The following is a 14,426-nucleotide window of genomic DNA, read 5'->3' as shown; positions in this document are numbered from 1 at the left end:
GGAGCACGGCATGACTGAACAGCCTGCGCCCTACCCCGTCCGCGTGGACGCGAAGCTGGATCCGAAGCTCTCCCGCGGCCTGTGGATCATCAAGTGGCTGCTGCTCATCCCGCACTACATCGTGCTGTTCTTCCTGTGGGTGGCCTTCGTGGTCGTCAGCGTGATCGCGTTCTTCGCCATCCTGTTCACCGGCCGCTACCCACGATCGCTGTTCGACTTCAACGTCGGGGTGCTGCGCTGGTCCTGGCGGGTGCACTACTACGGCTACGCCGCCCTGGGCACCGACCGCTACCCGCCGTTCAGCCTGGAGGAGAAGCGGGACTACCCCGCGCACCTGCACATCCCCTACCCCGAGCAGCTTTCCCGGGGCCTGGTGCTGGTCAAGTGGTGGCCGCTCGCCATCCCGCACTACCTCGTCGTCGGCGTGTTCGCCGGCGGCGGGGTGTCCTTCGGACGTGGTGGCGACAACGACGACTGGGGCGACAACGCGGGAGCGGGGATGAGCCTGGTGACCCTGCTGGTGCTGATCGCAGCAATCGCCCTGCTGTTCACCGGCCGGTACCTGCGCACGATCTACGACTTCGTGCTCGGGATGGACCGCTGGGTGCTGCGCGTGGCCGCCTACGCGGCGCTGATGACCGACCACTACCCACCCTTCCGGCTCGACCAGGGCGGAACCGAGCCCGCCGTGGCGCTCGCCAAGCCACCTGCGTCACACCCTGACCCCCAACGCAGCGATCCGCCGGACCCCAGCACGGCGTGATCGCCGGTCAGGGACGCAACCACACGGTGGTGTCGGTCGGCAGCACGTCAGTCACCGGCTCCGCGGCGCTGCACACCAGCACCTGTGCGCCGGCAGGCAGCGGCACCGGGGGGCCACCGACGTTGGCCAGCACCCGCACCGGCCCGGTGGCGGTGCGCACGTCGAAGGCCAGCAGGTGCTGGTGGTCGGTCGGCACCCAGGTCAGCGTCCCCCGGCCCAGCGCCAGCTCCTTGCGGGTGCGCAGCAGCGTCCGGTAGAGCTCCAGCGTCGAGCCCACCACCCCCCTCTGCTGGTCCACGGCCAGGGCGGCGTACTCCGGCGGCTGCGGCAGCCACGACCGCCCCGTCGGGCTGAAGCCGCACGCCGGGGCGTCGGCCACCCACGGCATGGGCACGCGGCACCCGTCCCGGCCGGGGTTGGTGTCGCCGGAGCGGAACCAGGTGGGGTCCTGGCGCACCTCGTCGGGCAGCCGGGTCGCCTCGGGTAGGCCCAGCTCCTCGCCCTGGTACAGGTAGGCCGAGCCGGGCAGCGCCAGCATCACCGTGGTGGCCGCCCGGGCCCGTCGCAGGCCCAGCTGCGCGTCGGGCTGCGGGTCGTCGGGGCCGATGCCCGCGATGCGCGCCAGCCCCGGGTGCTGCGGGTAGCCCAGCCGGGAGGCGTGCCGCACCACGTCGTGGTTGGACAGCACCCAGGTCTGCGGGGCGTCGTAGGGCGCCACCGCAGCCAGCGCGTCGGTGATGGTACTGCGCTGCCCCTCGGCCAGCCACGGCGTCATCAGGTATGGGAAGTTGAACGACTGGTGCATCTCGTCGGGTCGCACGTAGCGGGCCAGGGCGGCGCTGGGGCTCACCCACGCCTCGGCGACCAGGATGCGGGCTGAGTCTTCTCCCGCCGGCTGCCCGCCCGGCACGTCCCCGCCGGCCCCGGCAGCCCCGCCGTAGGAGTCGGCGAGCTTGCGCCAGCTGCGGTAGATCTCGTGCACCCCGGGCTGGTCCCACATCGGCTGGTCCGCGGTCGGCCCCAGCAGCTCGTGCCGGCCCGACGGTGCGTCCGGCAGCCCGGCCGCCTTCACCAGCCCGTGCGCGACGTCCACCCGGAAGCCGTCCACGCCGCGGTCCAGCCAGAACCGCAGCACCCGCTCGAGCTCGGTGGCCACCTCCGGGTTGGTCCAGTCGAAGTCGGGCTGGGTGACGTCGAACAGGTGCAGGTACCACTGCCCCGGGGTGCCGTCGGCCTCGGTCACCCGCTCCCACGCCGAGCCGCCGAAGGTGCTCTGCCAGTTGTTCGGCGGCTGCGCACCGTCCGGTCCCCTGCCGTTCCGGAAGAGGTAGCGCGCCCGCTGCGGGCTGCCCGGCGGCGACGCCAGCGCCTGCTGGAACCACGGGTGCTCGCTGGAGGAGTGGTTGGGCACCACGTCGACGATCACCCGCAGCCCCAGCGCGTGCGCCTGGGTGAGCAGCGCGTCGGCGTCGGCCAGGGTGCCGAAGCGCGGGTCGACGCCGTAGTAGTCGGCCACGTCGTAGCCGGCGTCGTGCTGCGGCGAGGGGTAGAACGGGGAGAGCCAGAGCGCGTCGACGCCCAGCTCGACCAGGTGCGGCAGGTGGGCGGTGATGCCGGGCAGGTCCCCCAGCCCGTCACCGTCGGAGTCGGCCCAGGAGCGCGGGTACACCTGGTAGATCACGGCGTCGCGCCACCACGAGTGCGCGGGTGTCGGCTCAGTCATGGGGCTCCCTCTGCGCACGCGGGCAATTCGCCGCGAGGTTACGGGCGCAGCGGCACGGCTGCACGCGCCTGGCCCGCTCCCCGCTCGGGCGGTGCCATGATGAGCCGGTGCTGCACCTGCGACTGCGTGTTCCCGCCGACCTGGTCGACGAGGTGCTGGCCGACCTGGAGCAGGACGACACGGTCACCAACGTGGCGGTGGTTCCCGGCGGCTTCCGCAAGCCCGCGGGGACGCTGGTGCTGGCCGACGTCGCCAGGGAGAGCGCCACCGCGGTGATCGGGCGCCTGCGCACGCTGAAGGTGCAGCACCGGGGCTCGATCAGCATCGAGCAGCTGGACACCGTGCTCTCGGACGACGCGACCAGGGCGGAGGTTGCCGCCCCCGGCGCACCTGATGACGCGGTGGTGTGGGAGTCGGTGGAGCAGCGGCTGCGGGACAGCTCCCGGTTGTCGTGGGTGTTCATCGCCTTCATGACCATCGCCGCCGCCCTCGCCGGCGTCGGCCGCATCACTGACCAGCCGATCCTGATCGTGGGCGCGATGGTGGTGGGCCCGGAGTTCGCGCCCATCGCTGCGCTGTGCTTCGGCTTCGCCCGGCCCCGGCTCAGCATGGTGCCCCTGGCCGTGCGCGCGCTGGTGGTGGGTTTCGCCATCGCCACCATGATCGCCACCATCTTCTGGTGGGTGCTGTTCCAGCTGGGCGGCTTCACCCGCGAGCAGGCCACCAGCGGCCCGCTCACCGACTTCATCGTCAGCCCGGACGGGTGGTCGTTCGTGGTGGGGATCCTGGCTGGGGTGGCCGGCATGCTCTCCCTGACCACCGCCAAATCAGAGGTGCTGGTGGGTGTGTTCATCTCGGTGACGACCATCCCGGCGCTGGGCACCGTGGCCGTGTGCCTGGCCTGCGGCGCCTGGGGCGACGTGGTCTCCGCCGCCGCTCAGCTGGGCCTGAACCTGGTGGCGATCGTCCTGGCCGGTACCTGCACCCTGCTGCTGCAACGGCTCATCTGGCAGCGCATCACCCCCACTCGGTTGCACATCGGTCGATGAGGACCGTGCGGGTCGGCGGCGTGGGTCCGCGTCCCGCTGGGGGTGGGCGTCAGCGTGGGCCGGTGGACGCCGCCACGGGTGAGCGTGCGGTGCAGCTGACCCGCTGCGGGGGCGGTGACCCCGGCGCCGGGTGAGCCGGCGCAGGTGGTGGCCCTGGGCGCCGGCTGGGTGACAGCTCAGCGGGTGGCGACCGCTTCGAGGCGCTCCAGCGTCCGTGCCATCCCGGCCTGCAGGTGCTCGCGGCGGTCGGTGACGCCGGCCAGACGCTGGATCACCCGCACTGGCAGAGCCTGGCGCGGCACCTTGGTCATCGTCTCGGTGACTTCGGTGCCACCGTCGACCGCGCGCAGCTGGTAGCGCCAGGTGGTGCGCGACGGCCACGCCACGTGGAAGGCGAAGGAGCTGCCGGGCTGGTTCTCGATCACCCGGCACAGCGTGGCCCAGCGGTACAGCGGGCCGATGCGATTGCCGGCGATGAAGCGTTCGCCCTTCGTGAGCCAGCGGGCGCCGGTGGTCTCCGGGCTCAGCTCCCCCATGCGGGTGATGTCGCTGAGCACGGCGTGCAGCTGCTGTGGGCTGGCGGGGATCACCCGGCTGACGCGGAGGGCCAGCACGGCGGTGCCGTCGACGTCGGCCACCAGGCGTTCGGCCAGCACGTGGGCCGACGCCGGGTTCTGCCCGGTGTACAGGTTGCGGTCGATGACGAGGAACGGCCACAGCGGCGTGGCGCCCTGCAGGTAGTGCGCGCCAGCCTCGGTGAGGCGGTCCTGCAACAGCCACGGCGCCTTGGCGGCGAGGCCGTTGAGCGTCTCCTCGCGGTTGGACAGGCCCGTCATCCGGTAGCCGGCGAAGGGCCACACCCCGTCGGGTTGGGTGGCGGCCAGGGTGGCGGCGGGGCCGTGGCAGACCAGGGCCAGCGGCTTGCCGGAGGCGAGGCGGCGGCGCAGCAGCTCACCGGACGTGGCGTCGGTGGCGAGGTCCTCCATCGGCCCGTGCCCGCCAACGTAGAAGATGACGTCGTAGGCCTCGGGGTCGACGTCAGCCAGGTCCAGCGGGCGCTCGAGCGTTGCGCCCAGTGCGGCGAGGTAGCGCCGGTGCTTGCGGGCGGTGGAGGGCAGCCCGCCCGCGAGCCCGAGGCTCTTGGGGTCAGCCACCGGCGGCCTGCCGCCTGGGGTCGCGATGTCGACGGTCCAGCCTGCCGCGGTGAAGATGCGGTACGGCTCGACCAGCTCACCGGCCCAGTACCCCGTGGGGTGCCCGGTGCCGTCGCGCAGCGTCCAGTGGTCGGCGGCGGAGACCACGAGCAGGGCGGTTGTCATGGCGCACAGCCTGCCCGAGCGTGGCGATCCTGCGCAGCGCGGGTGATCGCGGCTCGCTCCTCGGGCACCGCATCCGTCCGTAGCGTGGCGACATCGAGCCTCGTCGGCAAGAACGAGAGAAGGAGACGCCATGAAGCTCACGCCCAGCGGCGGCCAGACCGCGGTGGGCCCCACTGACTGGTTCAGCGGCACGGTCTACCTCGACGGCATCCAGAACCCGGATGAGCAGTCCGCCGTCGGGTGCGCCCAACGTGCGGTTCACCCCGGGCGCCCGGACGGCCAGGTGGTGACCTGGCTCTAAGACGTACTTTAGTCATCCACATGAGACAGCTCCTCGCTTGAGCTGGGCGAACGGAGGAAACCCGCGTGATCGACCCTGGCGCTCTCGACGAGGCCGTCGAGCGCATCGCTGCCCGGCACGGCAAGCAGCACGTCGGGCTGGTGGTGGGGGCGGTGACGTCCGCCGGCGCGCGGTCCGTCGTGCCTAAGGGGGGCATCCGCGCGCCTAACGGCCCCGCGCCCCGCGCCGACAGCCTGTTCGAGATCGGCTCGGTCACCAAGGTGTTCACCGCGTTGCTGCTCGCCGAGGCCGTGACGCGCGGCGAGCTGTCCCTCGACACTCCGGTCGGCGACCTGCTGCCAGAAGTCGCCGTCCCGACCCGCGACGGCGTCGCGATCACCGTCGAGCACCTGGCGACGCACACCGCGGGGCTGCCCAACAACCCGATGCCGCTTCGGGCCGCGATCTGGGCTGCGTGGAAGGCTCGTGCCGGCGACCCGTGGAAGGAGATCGACCGCGCCGCGCTGCTGACCGCGCTGGGCGAGACCGAGTTGCGCCACACGCCCGGCACCGGCCGAATCGCCTACTCGAACCTCGGTGCGGGCGTGCTGGGCCACGCGCTGGTCGCCGCCGCTGCGCGCCATGACTTCGGTGAGTTGGTGCAGTCACGGATCTGCGAGCCGCTCGGAATGGTCGACACCGTGCTCCTCCCCAACCGGGAGCAGGCGCAGCGGGAGGCCGACGGCCACCGCCGGCGCCGGCGTACCACCGGCCACTGGGAGGTCGCCGGCCTGCCCGGCGCGGGTGCGCTGCGCTCCACAGCCACCGACATGCTCACCTTCCTGCACGCCCAGCTCCGCCCGGACGCCACCCCGCTGGGACCGGCGATCGCACTCACCCACCCGGAGCGCCGGCCCGGCAAGAGACTCGGCATCGGGCTCGGCTGGCTGCGAGTGCCGATCAGCGGCGACCACATCATGCTCTGGCACAACGGCGGCACCGGCGGCTTCCGAGCGGTCGCTGGGTTCGTGCCGGCCGCCGGGGTGGGTGTGGTCGTGTTGGCGAACGACCTGCGCAGCGTCGACCGCGTCGGCCTCGAGCTGCTCACTGCACTCAGCACATAGCCGGCAGCTCCTGCGGCTCCGGCAGCGTGGCCATCAAGGGTCGGTCCCCTCCTGACGTCGCTCAGTGCACGCCCGATGATGTCCGGTTCGCCACCAGGGTTGCACTCCAGCGCACCGGCCCCTGGCTCTGGCAATGGGGCCGCCCCGGCCGCGCGAGGCGGCCGGGGCGGCTGAGAGGAGCTACTTGCCAAGTTCAGACGAGTTGCCGAGCTTGGCAAGAAAATGTCACCGCAAGCCGAAGTGACATCCCGGCAAGCCCCCCGGGACATCCCGGCGAGCCCGCCGGGACATCCCGGCAAGCCTCGCCGTCAGCTGCAGCCGCTGGTGGAGCCGCAGCCCTCGCAGACGTAGCAGGAGCCGGCCGGGCGCATCTTGGTGCCGCAGGTGAAGCACAGCGGCGCGTCGGTGGCCATGCCCATCACCAGCTCCAGCAGCTCAGCCGAGCTGCCGACACCACCCGGGGCGGGCGAGGCCACGGCCACCTCGTCCGGGTCGACGGTGGGCTCGGTGCCCACGCCGGAGCGCAGACCCTCCACGTCCACCTCGGCCGGGGCACCGGTGCCGTAGTCGGTGGCCGCCACCTTGGCCGAGCGCTCCTCCGCGGAGTAGATGCCCAGCTCGGCGCGCTTCTCCGCCGGCAGGTGGTCCAGCGCCAGGCGACGGAACAGGTAGTCCACCACCGAGGTCGCGATGCGCACGTCCGGGTCGTCGGTCATGCCCGACGGCTCGAAGCGCATGTTCACGAACTTGGACACGTAGGTCTCCAGCGGCACGCCGTACTGCAGCGCGATGGAGATGGCCATGGAGAAGGCGTCCATCACCCCGGAGAGGGTGGAGCCCTGCTTGCTCATCTTGACGAAGATCTCGCCCACGTGGCCGTCGGGGTAGTTGCCCGCCGTCACGTAGCCCTCGGCGCCACCGACGGCGAAGGACACCGTCTGGCCGTTGCGCTTCTTGGGCAGGCGCTTGCGGGTGGGCGCGGCCTCCACGATCTCGGTGACCACGGTCTTGTTGGAGCTGGCCGAGCCCGAGCTGCCGGCGGACAGCGGCTGGCCCACCTTGCAGTTGTCGCGGTAGATGGCCAGCGCCTTGATGCCCAGCTTCCAGCTGTCGAAGTAGATGCCCTCGACCTCCTCGACGGTGGCCGTCTCCGGCATGTTCACCGTCTTGGAGATGGCACCGGACAGGAACGGCTGGGCCGCTGCCATCATCCGGACGTGGCCCATCGGGGCGATGGCCCGGGCACCCATGGCGCAGTCGAACACCTCGTAGTGCTCCGGGCGCAGGCCGGGAGCGTCGATGACGTGGCCCTTGGCCGCGATGTGCTCGACGATGGCCTCGACCTGCTCGGGCTGGTAGCCCAGCGAGGTCAGCGCGCGCGGCACCGTCTGGTTGACGATCTGCATGGAGCCGCCGCCGACCAGCTTCTTGAACTTGACCAGCGAGAAGTCCGGCTCGATGCCGGTGGTGTCGCAGTCCATCATGAAGCCGATGGTGCCGGTGGGCGCCAGGACGCTGGCCTGGGCGTTGCGCCAGCCGTTGGCGGCACCGATCTTGAGGCCCTCCTGCCACACCGCGGTGGCCGCCTTGTGCACGGCAGCGTCGGTGCGGTGCAGGGTGCGCACCTGGTCGTTGGCCGCGGCGTGCTTGCGCATGACGCGCTGGTGCGCCTCGGCGTTGCGGGCGTAGCCCTCGTACGGGCCGACCACGCCGGCCATTTCGGCGGAGCGCTTGTAGGCGGCACCGGTCATCAGCGAGGTGATGGACGCGGCGAGCGCCCGGCCACCCTCGGAGTCGTAGGCGTGGCCGGTGGCCATGAGCAGCGCGCCCAGGTTGGCGTAGCCGATGCCCAGCTGACGGAACTTGCGGGTGGTGTCCCCGATGGGCTCGGTGGGGAAGTCGGCGAAGCAGATGGAGATGTCCATCGCGGTGATGATGATCTCGACGGCCTTGGCGAAGGTGGCCGCGTCGAAGCCGCCGTCGTCGGTCAGGAACTTCATCAGGTTCAGCGACGCCAGGTTGCAGCTGGAGTTGTCCAGGTGCATGTACTCGCTGCAGGGGTTGGAGGCGCTGATGCGGCCCGACTCGGGGCAGGTGTGCCAGTCGTTGATGGTGTCGTCGTACTGGATGCCCGGGTCGGCGCACTCCCACGCGGCGGTGGCGATGGAGCGGAACAGCGTCTTGGCGTCCACCGTCTCGATGACGTCGCCGGTGTCGCGGGCGCGCAGACCGAACTCGCTGCTGTTCTCCACCGCGCGCATGAACTCGTCGCTGACGCGCACCGAGTTGTTGGCGTTCTGGTACTGCACGCTGGTGATGTCGGCGCCACCGAGGTCCATGTCGTAACCGGCGTCGCGGAGAACGCGGATCTTGTTCTCCTCCTTGGCCTTGGTCTCGACGAACTCCTGGATGTCGGGGTGGTCGACGTCGAGGACGACCATCTTGGCCGCGCGGCGGGTGGCGCCACCGGACTTGATGGTGCCGGCGGAGGCGTCGGCACCACGCATGAAGCTGACCGGGCCGGAGGCGGTGCCGCCGGAGGACAGCAGCTCCTTGGAGGAGCGGATGCGGGAGAGGTTCAGGCCGGCGCCGGAGCCGCCCTTGAAGATCATCCCCTCTTCCTTGTACCAGTTCAGGATCGAGTCCATGGTGTCGTCCACCGCGAGGATGAAGCAGGCGCTGACCTGCTGCGGCGAGGCGGTGCCGACGTTGAACCACACCGGGGAGTTGAAGCTGAAGACCTGGTTGAGCAGCATCCAGGTGAGCTCGTGGGAGAAGATCTCCGCGTCCTCGTCGGAGGCGAAGTAGCCGTGCTCCAGGCCGGCCTTGGTGTAGGTGTCCACCACGCGGTTGAGCAGCTGGCGCAGGCTGCGCTCGCGGGTGTCCGAGCCGGCCGCCCCGCGGAAGTACTTGCTGGTGACGATGTTGACGGCGTTGAGCGACCAGCTCTCGGGGAACTCCACCCCGCGCTGCTCGAAGTTCACCGTGCCGTCGCGCCAGTTGGTCATGACCACGTCGCGCTGGGCCCAGGTGACCTCGTCGTAGGGGTGCACGCCCGCAGTGGTGTAGACCCGCTCCATCCGAACGCCGGCCTTGCGGTTCTGCTTGCCGCCCTTGGCCGAGCGGCTGCTCGAACCGGATGTGTGGGCTCCGACGGTCTCCGTCATGGGATGGGCCTCTCTCTCACTGCTGCTGCTCTGGTCTGGCGTTGCTGAATGGGGTGGGAAACCGGCACGAGTGCCGGTGGGGTGCTGTGGGGTGGCCGCCGGCCGCCTGCGCCGCAGACGGTGCGGGACTACTCGGAGACGCCGTCCGCGTGCGGCGCGTGCTGACGCAGCGCGCGGATCTCCTTCTCGAAGTCGTCGGCGGAGGTGAAGGAGCGGTAGACGGAGGCGAACCGCAGGTAGGCGACCTCGTCGAGCTCACGCAGCGGACCGAGGATGGCCAGGCCGACCTCGTGGCTGGGGATCTCGGCCGATCCCCCGGCCCGCACCTGGTCCTCCACCTGCTGGGCCAGCAGGCTGAGCGCGTCGTCGTTGACGGGTCGGCCCTGGCAGGCGCGACGCACGCCCACCATCACCTTGTCGCGGCTGAAGGGCTCGGTGACGCCGCTGCGCTTGACCACCGACAGCACCGCGTTCTCCACCGTGGTGAAGCGCCGCCCGCACTCCGGGCACGCGCGACGGCGGCGGATGGCCTGGCCGTCCTCGACCTCGCGCGAGTCGACCACGCGAGAGTCGGAGTGACGACAGAACGGACAGTGCACGACATCCCCTTCTCGGACGACAAGCCCCGCTGCCCGCAGGCCGTCGGAGCACGCCAAGCTAGGGCGTGGGTGTGGACGGATCCGTGGACAACCTGTGGATCCCCCTACACAGTGGGACCCCAACCTGTGGACTAACCACATCTATGTAACTACTAGATGTTGTGGTCATGACCGTAATCCCCACTAGGCCCCGATGCAAGCCATCGGCAACGGATTTTGTGTCTCCCCAGCCCGATCGGCGTGTCCGCCTCGCGGAGACGGTGTGCCACCAGCAGTCCGGCGGGGTCGACGGCGCCAGCACGTGTCCAGCGTCATCCGCCGACGGGCACGACCAACGACTGGCCGGGGCGCACGGCGACCGTGTCCAGGGCGTTGAGATCGACGATGCGCTGCACCATGGCCGCCGCGGGCACCCCCGGGGCCGAGCGCACCGCCACCGCGGACAGGCTCTCCCCGGCGCGCACCTGGGTGACGGCCGTCTGCGTGGGCATGGGGGCGTCGCCGCCTCCCCCCAGGGTCACCACGGCGAGCACGCCGAGCGCGAGCGCGCCGGCGAGCACGGCGCCGGTGACCACCAGGCGCAGGCGCACCTGAGCCGGGGACGGCCGAGTGACCCGCGGCGTGCAGGCCGTCCGGCGGAGCGGGGCGGTGCCGTACTCGACCAGGCGCCCAGCCGGGCGGCGGCGGGCGACCTCGCGGGGACGGCGGGTGCGCCGGGGCGCCTCCACGGTGCGCGCCGCCCCAGCGTCCCCGGCCCGCAGGGAGCCCAGCGAGCGCAGCTCACGCTCGAGCTCGAACAGGTCGGCGCGGCGTCGCGGGTCAACCAGCAGGGAGTCAGTGAGACGTGAGCCAGCGAGACGTGGGTGTGCGTTGCGAACGCCCGCGCGGTGCAGGGTGGAGCGGCGATCAGCCAGATCGAGCATGTCAACCTCCCGTGTCGAACAGGCGTTCGATTCGAACGTCTGGTCGATGTCTACCAGGGGCGACCGACAAAATCGAGAGCTGTCGGCGTGTTGATCGAACAGGTGTTTGAATGTCACCTGCTGCAGGACTAAGTTCGAATCACCAGAACACCACCGCACTTTGGCGAAGTTCCGCAGGTGGACGCACACCCGCGCGGCCTCGTCGCAGAGCACCGGACCACTCGCGGTTCCCCACAGGAGGCATCACACGATGAGCAGCCACACTCCCGGCGCCCCGACCACGGCGGGTGCCGCTCCGGGTGCCACCGCCGAGGAGACCGCCGACCTGTCGGCCGCCGCCGCCGGCCTCACGCCGCGCCAGCGCAAGGTGCTCGAGGTGATCCGGGACTCGGTCGAGGTGCGGGGCTACCCGCCCAGCGTCCGCGAGATCGGCGAGGCCGTCGGCCTCACCTCCACCTCATCGGTGTCCCACCAGCTCAAGGCGTTGGAGCGCAAGGGGTTTCTCCGACGCGACCCCAACCGCCCGCGGGCGGTGGACGTGCGGATGCCCGAGGACCTGGCCAACCAGGCGGCTGCGGCCACCACCGGTGAGGGCGGCAGCGTGCTGCAGCAGATGCCCACCCCCACCTTTGTGCCGGTGCTGGGCCGCATCGCCGCCGGTGGCCCCATCCTGGCCGAGCAGGCGGTGGAAGAGGTCTTCCCCCTCCCCCGCGAGCTGGTGGGCGACGGCACCCTGTTCATGCTCCGCGTGGTCGGCGAGTCGATGATCGACGCGGCGATCTGCGACGGCGACTGGGTGGTGGTGCGCCAGCAGAACGTCGCCGAGAACGGTGACGTCGTGGCCGCCATGATCGACGGCGAGGCCACCGTCAAGACGTTCAAGCGCCGAGACGGCGAGGTGTGGCTGATGCCGCACAACGCCGCCTTCGAGCCCATCCCCGGCAACGAGGCCACCGTGCTCGGCAAGGTGGTCTCGGTGATGCGCAAGCTCTAGGCGGGCACCTGCGGGCTGGCGAACTCCACCAGCGCCGCTCCGAGGTCGGCACGCACCCGCGCCCGCAGGTGCGTGCCCTCGGGCTGGTGGGTCTCCTCGAGCACCTCCCCCTCGGAGTGCACCCGCGCGACCAGCTCACCGCGGGTGAAGGGCACGAGCACGTCCACCTCCACCTCCGGGTGCGGCATCAGCTCGACCAGCCGCTGCCGCAGCTCGTCCATGCCCTCCCCGGTGTGGGCGGAGACGAAGACCGCGTCCGGCATCAGGTTGCGCAGCTGCGCCAGCACCACCGGGTCGGCCACGTCCACCTTGTTCACCACGATCAGCTCCGGCGGCAGCCCGGTCTTGCGCTCGTCGGCCACCTCCACCAGCACCTGGCGCACCGCGGCCACCTGCTGGGTGGGCTGCGGGTCCGACCCGTCCACCACGTGCAGCAGCAGGTCGGCGTCGGCGACCTCCTCCAGGGTGGAGCGGAACGCCTCGATCAGCTGGGTGGGCAGGTGCCGCACGAACCCCACCGTGTCGGTGAGCACGTACTCGCGACCGTCGGCCAGCTCGGACCGGCGCGTGGTGGGGTCGAGGGTGGCGAACAGCGCGTTCTGCACCAGCACCCCGGCACCGGTGAGGGCGTTGAGCAGGCTGGACTTGCCGGCGTTGGTGTAGCCGGCGATGGCCACGCTGGGCACCTCGTTGCGGCGGCGGCTGTCGCGCTTGGTGTCGCGCGCCTGCTTCATGCCCTTGATCTCCCGACGCAGCTTGGCCATCCGCTCGCGGATGCGTCGCCGGTCGGTCTCGATCTTGGTCTCACCAGGTCCACGCAGACCCACCCCGCCGGCACTGCCGCCGGCACCGCCGGCCTGCCGGGACATCGACTCACCCCAGCCGCGCAGGCGGGGAAGCATGTACTGCATCTGGGCCAGCGCCACCTGCGCCTTGCCCTCGCGGGACGTGGCGTGCTGGGCGAAGATGTCCAGGATCAGCGCGGTGCGGTCCACCACCTTGACCTTGACCACCTTCTCCAGCGCGTTCAGCTGCGCCGGGGTCAGCTCGCCGTCGCAGATCACGGTGTCCGCGCCGGTGGCCACCACGATGTCGCGCAGCTCGGCAGCCTTGCCGGAGCCGATGTAGGTGGCCGGGTCGGGCTTGTCGCGCCGCTGGACCAGGCCCTCGAGCACCTCCGAGCCGGCGGTCTCGGCCAGCGCGGCCAGCTCGGCCAGGCTCAGCTCGGCGTCCTCGGCGGTGCTGCCCTGCATCCAGACACCGACGAGCACGACGCGCTCCAGGCGGAGCTGGCGGTACTCGACCTCGGTGACGTCGGTGAGCTCGGTGGACAGCCCGGCGACGCGGCGCAACGAGGTGCGCTCCTGCAGCTGCATCTCGCCGACCGAGGGGTCGTGATCGGGGCCCGGGGAGAAGGTGTCTCCGGAGGCGCCGTCCGGGGACTCGGCCTCGCCGAGGGGAACCTCGTCGAAGGGGGCACCGTCCGCGGCAGCGGCGTCGATGGGGGCATCTGTGTCGTGGTCGTCCCACGTGGATGAGTTCGTCATACAACGTCCATGGTCCCACGGAACGCGATGATTGCCCACTGAGATATGCCCAGGGCAGAACCTATGCCGGGGCGGCCCACCAGTGCGGGTCGATGCTGCCGTGCGCCAGCAGCACGGACGGGCCGCGCAGGTGGCTGGTGTGCTCGGAGATGCTCACCCGCACCTGTCCGCCGAGCACGTTCACCGCCACGTCCCCGGTGCTCGCCCCCGCGACCTTGAGGGCGGCGACCGCAGCGGCGACGGTGCCGGTGCCGCAGGAGCGGGTCTCCCCCACCCCGCGCTCGTGCACCCGCATGTGCACCTCGCCCCCGGCCAGCGGGCTGACGAGCTCGATGTTCACCCCGTGCGGGAAGAGCGTGGCGTCGAAGCCGGGCTGGGTGCTCAGGTCGAAGGTGCTGAGGTCGCGGTCGGTGACGCAGGCCAGGTGCGGGTTGCCCAGGTCCACGGCCACGCCGCCGAAGAGCTCCCCGGCCAGGGCGGCGGTGCCGCCGCCGAGCACCCGGGCCGGGCCCATGTCCACGGTCACCTCGCCGAACGCGCCGTCGCCGGCGTGCACCACCACCGGCCGGGCGCCGGCTCGGGTGCCCACCACGAACTCGTCGCGCGGCTCCAGGCCGGTGGCCCGCAGGTAGTGCGCGAACACCCGGACGCCGTTGCCGCACATCTCCGCGATGGAGCCGTCGGCGTTGCGGTAGTCCATGAACCAGTCGTCGGCGCACACCCCCTCGGCGAGGGGTTCCTCCAGCGCGCCGGCGCGCACCACCCGCAGCACGCCGTCGGCGCCCAGGCCGCGGCGCCGGTCGCACAGCGCGGTCACCTGCTTGGCGGTGAGGTCGAGCATCCCGTCCACGTCGGGCAGCACCACGAAGTCGTTCTGGGTGCCGTGCCCCTTGGCGAAGTCCACGGCGCTCATCCTAGGTTCGCGCCCCGGCCATCGC

12 protein-coding genes are annotated in these 14,426 nt (G+C 71.4%); 5 read left to right on the top strand and 7 right to left on the bottom strand.

Going from position 1 to position 14,426, the window contains the following annotated elements; translation table 11 throughout:
• The first annotated feature begins 10 nt into the window (after positions 1-10).
• Positions 11-763 (top strand): DUF4389 domain-containing protein, encoded by a 753-nt coding sequence (locus tag ELX43_RS05220; protein ID WP_127782442.1) that lies wholly within the window; start codon positions 11-13, stop codon positions 761-763.
• A gap of 7 nt (positions 764-770) precedes the next feature.
• Here ELX43_RS05220 and ELX43_RS05215 read toward each other — a convergent pair whose 3' ends face one another.
• Positions 771-2,486, bottom strand: coding sequence for a glycoside hydrolase family 13 protein (locus ELX43_RS05215; RefSeq protein WP_127782441.1), 1,716 nt, complete (start codon positions 2,484-2,486; stop codon positions 771-773).
• A 107-nt stretch (positions 2,487-2,593) separates the two neighbouring features.
• On the opposite strand from ELX43_RS05215, the gene ELX43_RS18180 reads away from it, so the two are divergent.
• The gene (locus ELX43_RS18180) at positions 2,594-3,535 is read left to right on the top strand and encodes a DUF389 domain-containing protein (protein WP_127782440.1); all 942 of its coding nucleotides are present in this window, start codon (positions 2,594-2,596) and stop codon (positions 3,533-3,535) included.
• 176 nt (positions 3,536-3,711) lie between these two features.
• On the opposite strand, the gene ELX43_RS18270 is transcribed toward ELX43_RS18180, so the two are convergent.
• Positions 3,712-4,854: a DJ-1/PfpI family protein gene (locus ELX43_RS18270; protein WP_164860585.1), complete on the bottom strand. Its 1,143-nt coding sequence runs from the start codon at positions 4,852-4,854 to the stop codon at positions 3,712-3,714.
• 130 nt (positions 4,855-4,984) lie between these two features.
• On the opposite strand from ELX43_RS18270, the gene ELX43_RS05200 reads away from it, so the two are divergent.
• Positions 4,985-5,155 (top strand): hypothetical protein, encoded by a 171-nt coding sequence (locus tag ELX43_RS05200; protein ID WP_206518110.1) that lies wholly within the window; start codon positions 4,985-4,987, stop codon positions 5,153-5,155.
• A 65-nt stretch (positions 5,156-5,220) separates the two neighbouring features.
• Positions 5,221-6,258: a serine hydrolase domain-containing protein gene (locus ELX43_RS05195; RefSeq protein ID WP_127782439.1), complete on the top strand. Its 1,038-nt coding sequence runs from the start codon at positions 5,221-5,223 to the stop codon at positions 6,256-6,258.
• 308 nt (positions 6,259-6,566) lie between these two features.
• On the opposite strand, the gene ELX43_RS05190 is transcribed toward ELX43_RS05195, so the two are convergent.
• From ELX43_RS05190 to ELX43_RS05180, 3 genes are all read right to left on the bottom strand, one after another.
• On the bottom strand, positions 6,567-9,425 hold the full coding sequence (locus ELX43_RS05190) for a vitamin B12-dependent ribonucleotide reductase (protein WP_127782438.1): 2,859 nt from the start codon (positions 9,423-9,425) through the stop codon (positions 6,567-6,569).
• 128 nt (positions 9,426-9,553) lie between these two features.
• Positions 9,554-10,024 carry a transcriptional regulator NrdR gene (gene nrdR, locus ELX43_RS05185; protein WP_127782437.1) on the bottom strand — a complete coding sequence of 157 codons (471 nt, stop codon included), beginning with the start codon at positions 10,022-10,024 and terminating at the stop codon, positions 9,554-9,556.
• Between the two features lie 311 nt (positions 10,025-10,335).
• Positions 10,336-10,947 carry a LysM peptidoglycan-binding domain-containing protein gene (locus ELX43_RS05180; protein ID WP_127782436.1) on the bottom strand — a complete coding sequence of 204 codons (612 nt, stop codon included), beginning with the start codon at positions 10,945-10,947 and terminating at the stop codon, positions 10,336-10,338.
• A 250-nt stretch (positions 10,948-11,197) separates the two neighbouring features.
• Here ELX43_RS05180 and lexA point away from each other — a divergent pair, with 250 nt between their 5' ends.
• Positions 11,198-11,941: a transcriptional repressor LexA gene (gene lexA / locus ELX43_RS05175; RefSeq protein WP_127782435.1), complete on the top strand. Its 744-nt coding sequence runs from the start codon at positions 11,198-11,200 to the stop codon at positions 11,939-11,941.
• Here lexA and hflX read toward each other — a convergent pair.
• Positions 11,938-13,317 (bottom strand): GTPase HflX, encoded by a 1,380-nt coding sequence (hflX, locus tag ELX43_RS05170; RefSeq protein WP_241249863.1) that lies wholly within the window; start codon positions 13,315-13,317, stop codon positions 11,938-11,940. The two genes, lexA and hflX, sit on opposite strands and share 4 nt — an antisense overlap.
• Positions 13,318-13,549: 232 nt before the next feature.
• Positions 13,550-14,392 carry a diaminopimelate epimerase gene (gene dapF, locus ELX43_RS05165; protein WP_127782433.1) on the bottom strand — a complete coding sequence of 281 codons (843 nt, stop codon included), beginning with the start codon at positions 14,390-14,392 and terminating at the stop codon, positions 13,550-13,552.
• Positions 14,393-14,426: the final 34 nt, after the last annotated feature.

It is taken from the genome of Rhodococcus sp. X156 (assembly GCF_004006015.1).
Classification (GTDB): Bacteria; Actinomycetota; Actinomycetes; order Mycobacteriales; family Mycobacteriaceae; genus X156.
Note: the sequence above shows the minus strand (reverse complement) of the source record. Positions and strands in the feature narration are given on the sequence as shown.

What these genes read in the sequence shown, in the direction of transcription:
- lexA (WP_127782435.1), top strand. Translation starts at nt 11,198, where the DNA reads ATGAGCAGCCACACTCCCGGCGCCCCGACCACGGCGGGTGCCGCTCCG.
- hflX (WP_241249863.1), bottom strand. Translation starts at nt 13,317, where the DNA reads ATGCAGCTGCAGGAGCGCACCTCGTTGCGCCGCGTCGCCGGGCTGTCC.
- ELX43_RS05220 (WP_127782442.1), top strand. Translation starts at nt 11, where the DNA reads ATGACTGAACAGCCTGCGCCCTACCCCGTCCGCGTGGACGCGAAGCTG.
- ELX43_RS05215 (WP_127782441.1), bottom strand. Translation starts at nt 2,486, where the DNA reads ATGACTGAGCCGACACCCGCGCACTCGTGGTGGCGCGACGCCGTGATC.
- ELX43_RS05180 (WP_127782436.1), bottom strand. Translation starts at nt 10,947, where the DNA reads ATGCTCGATCTGGCTGATCGCCGCTCCACCCTGCACCGCGCGGGCGTT.
- ELX43_RS05200 (WP_206518110.1), top strand. Translation starts at nt 4,985, where the DNA reads ATGAAGCTCACGCCCAGCGGCGGCCAGACCGCGGTGGGCCCCACTGAC.
- ELX43_RS05190 (WP_127782438.1), bottom strand. Translation starts at nt 9,425, where the DNA reads ATGACGGAGACCGTCGGAGCCCACACATCCGGTTCGAGCAGCCGCTCG.
- ELX43_RS18270 (WP_164860585.1), bottom strand. Translation starts at nt 4,854, where the DNA reads ATGACAACCGCCCTGCTCGTGGTCTCCGCCGCCGACCACTGGACGCTG.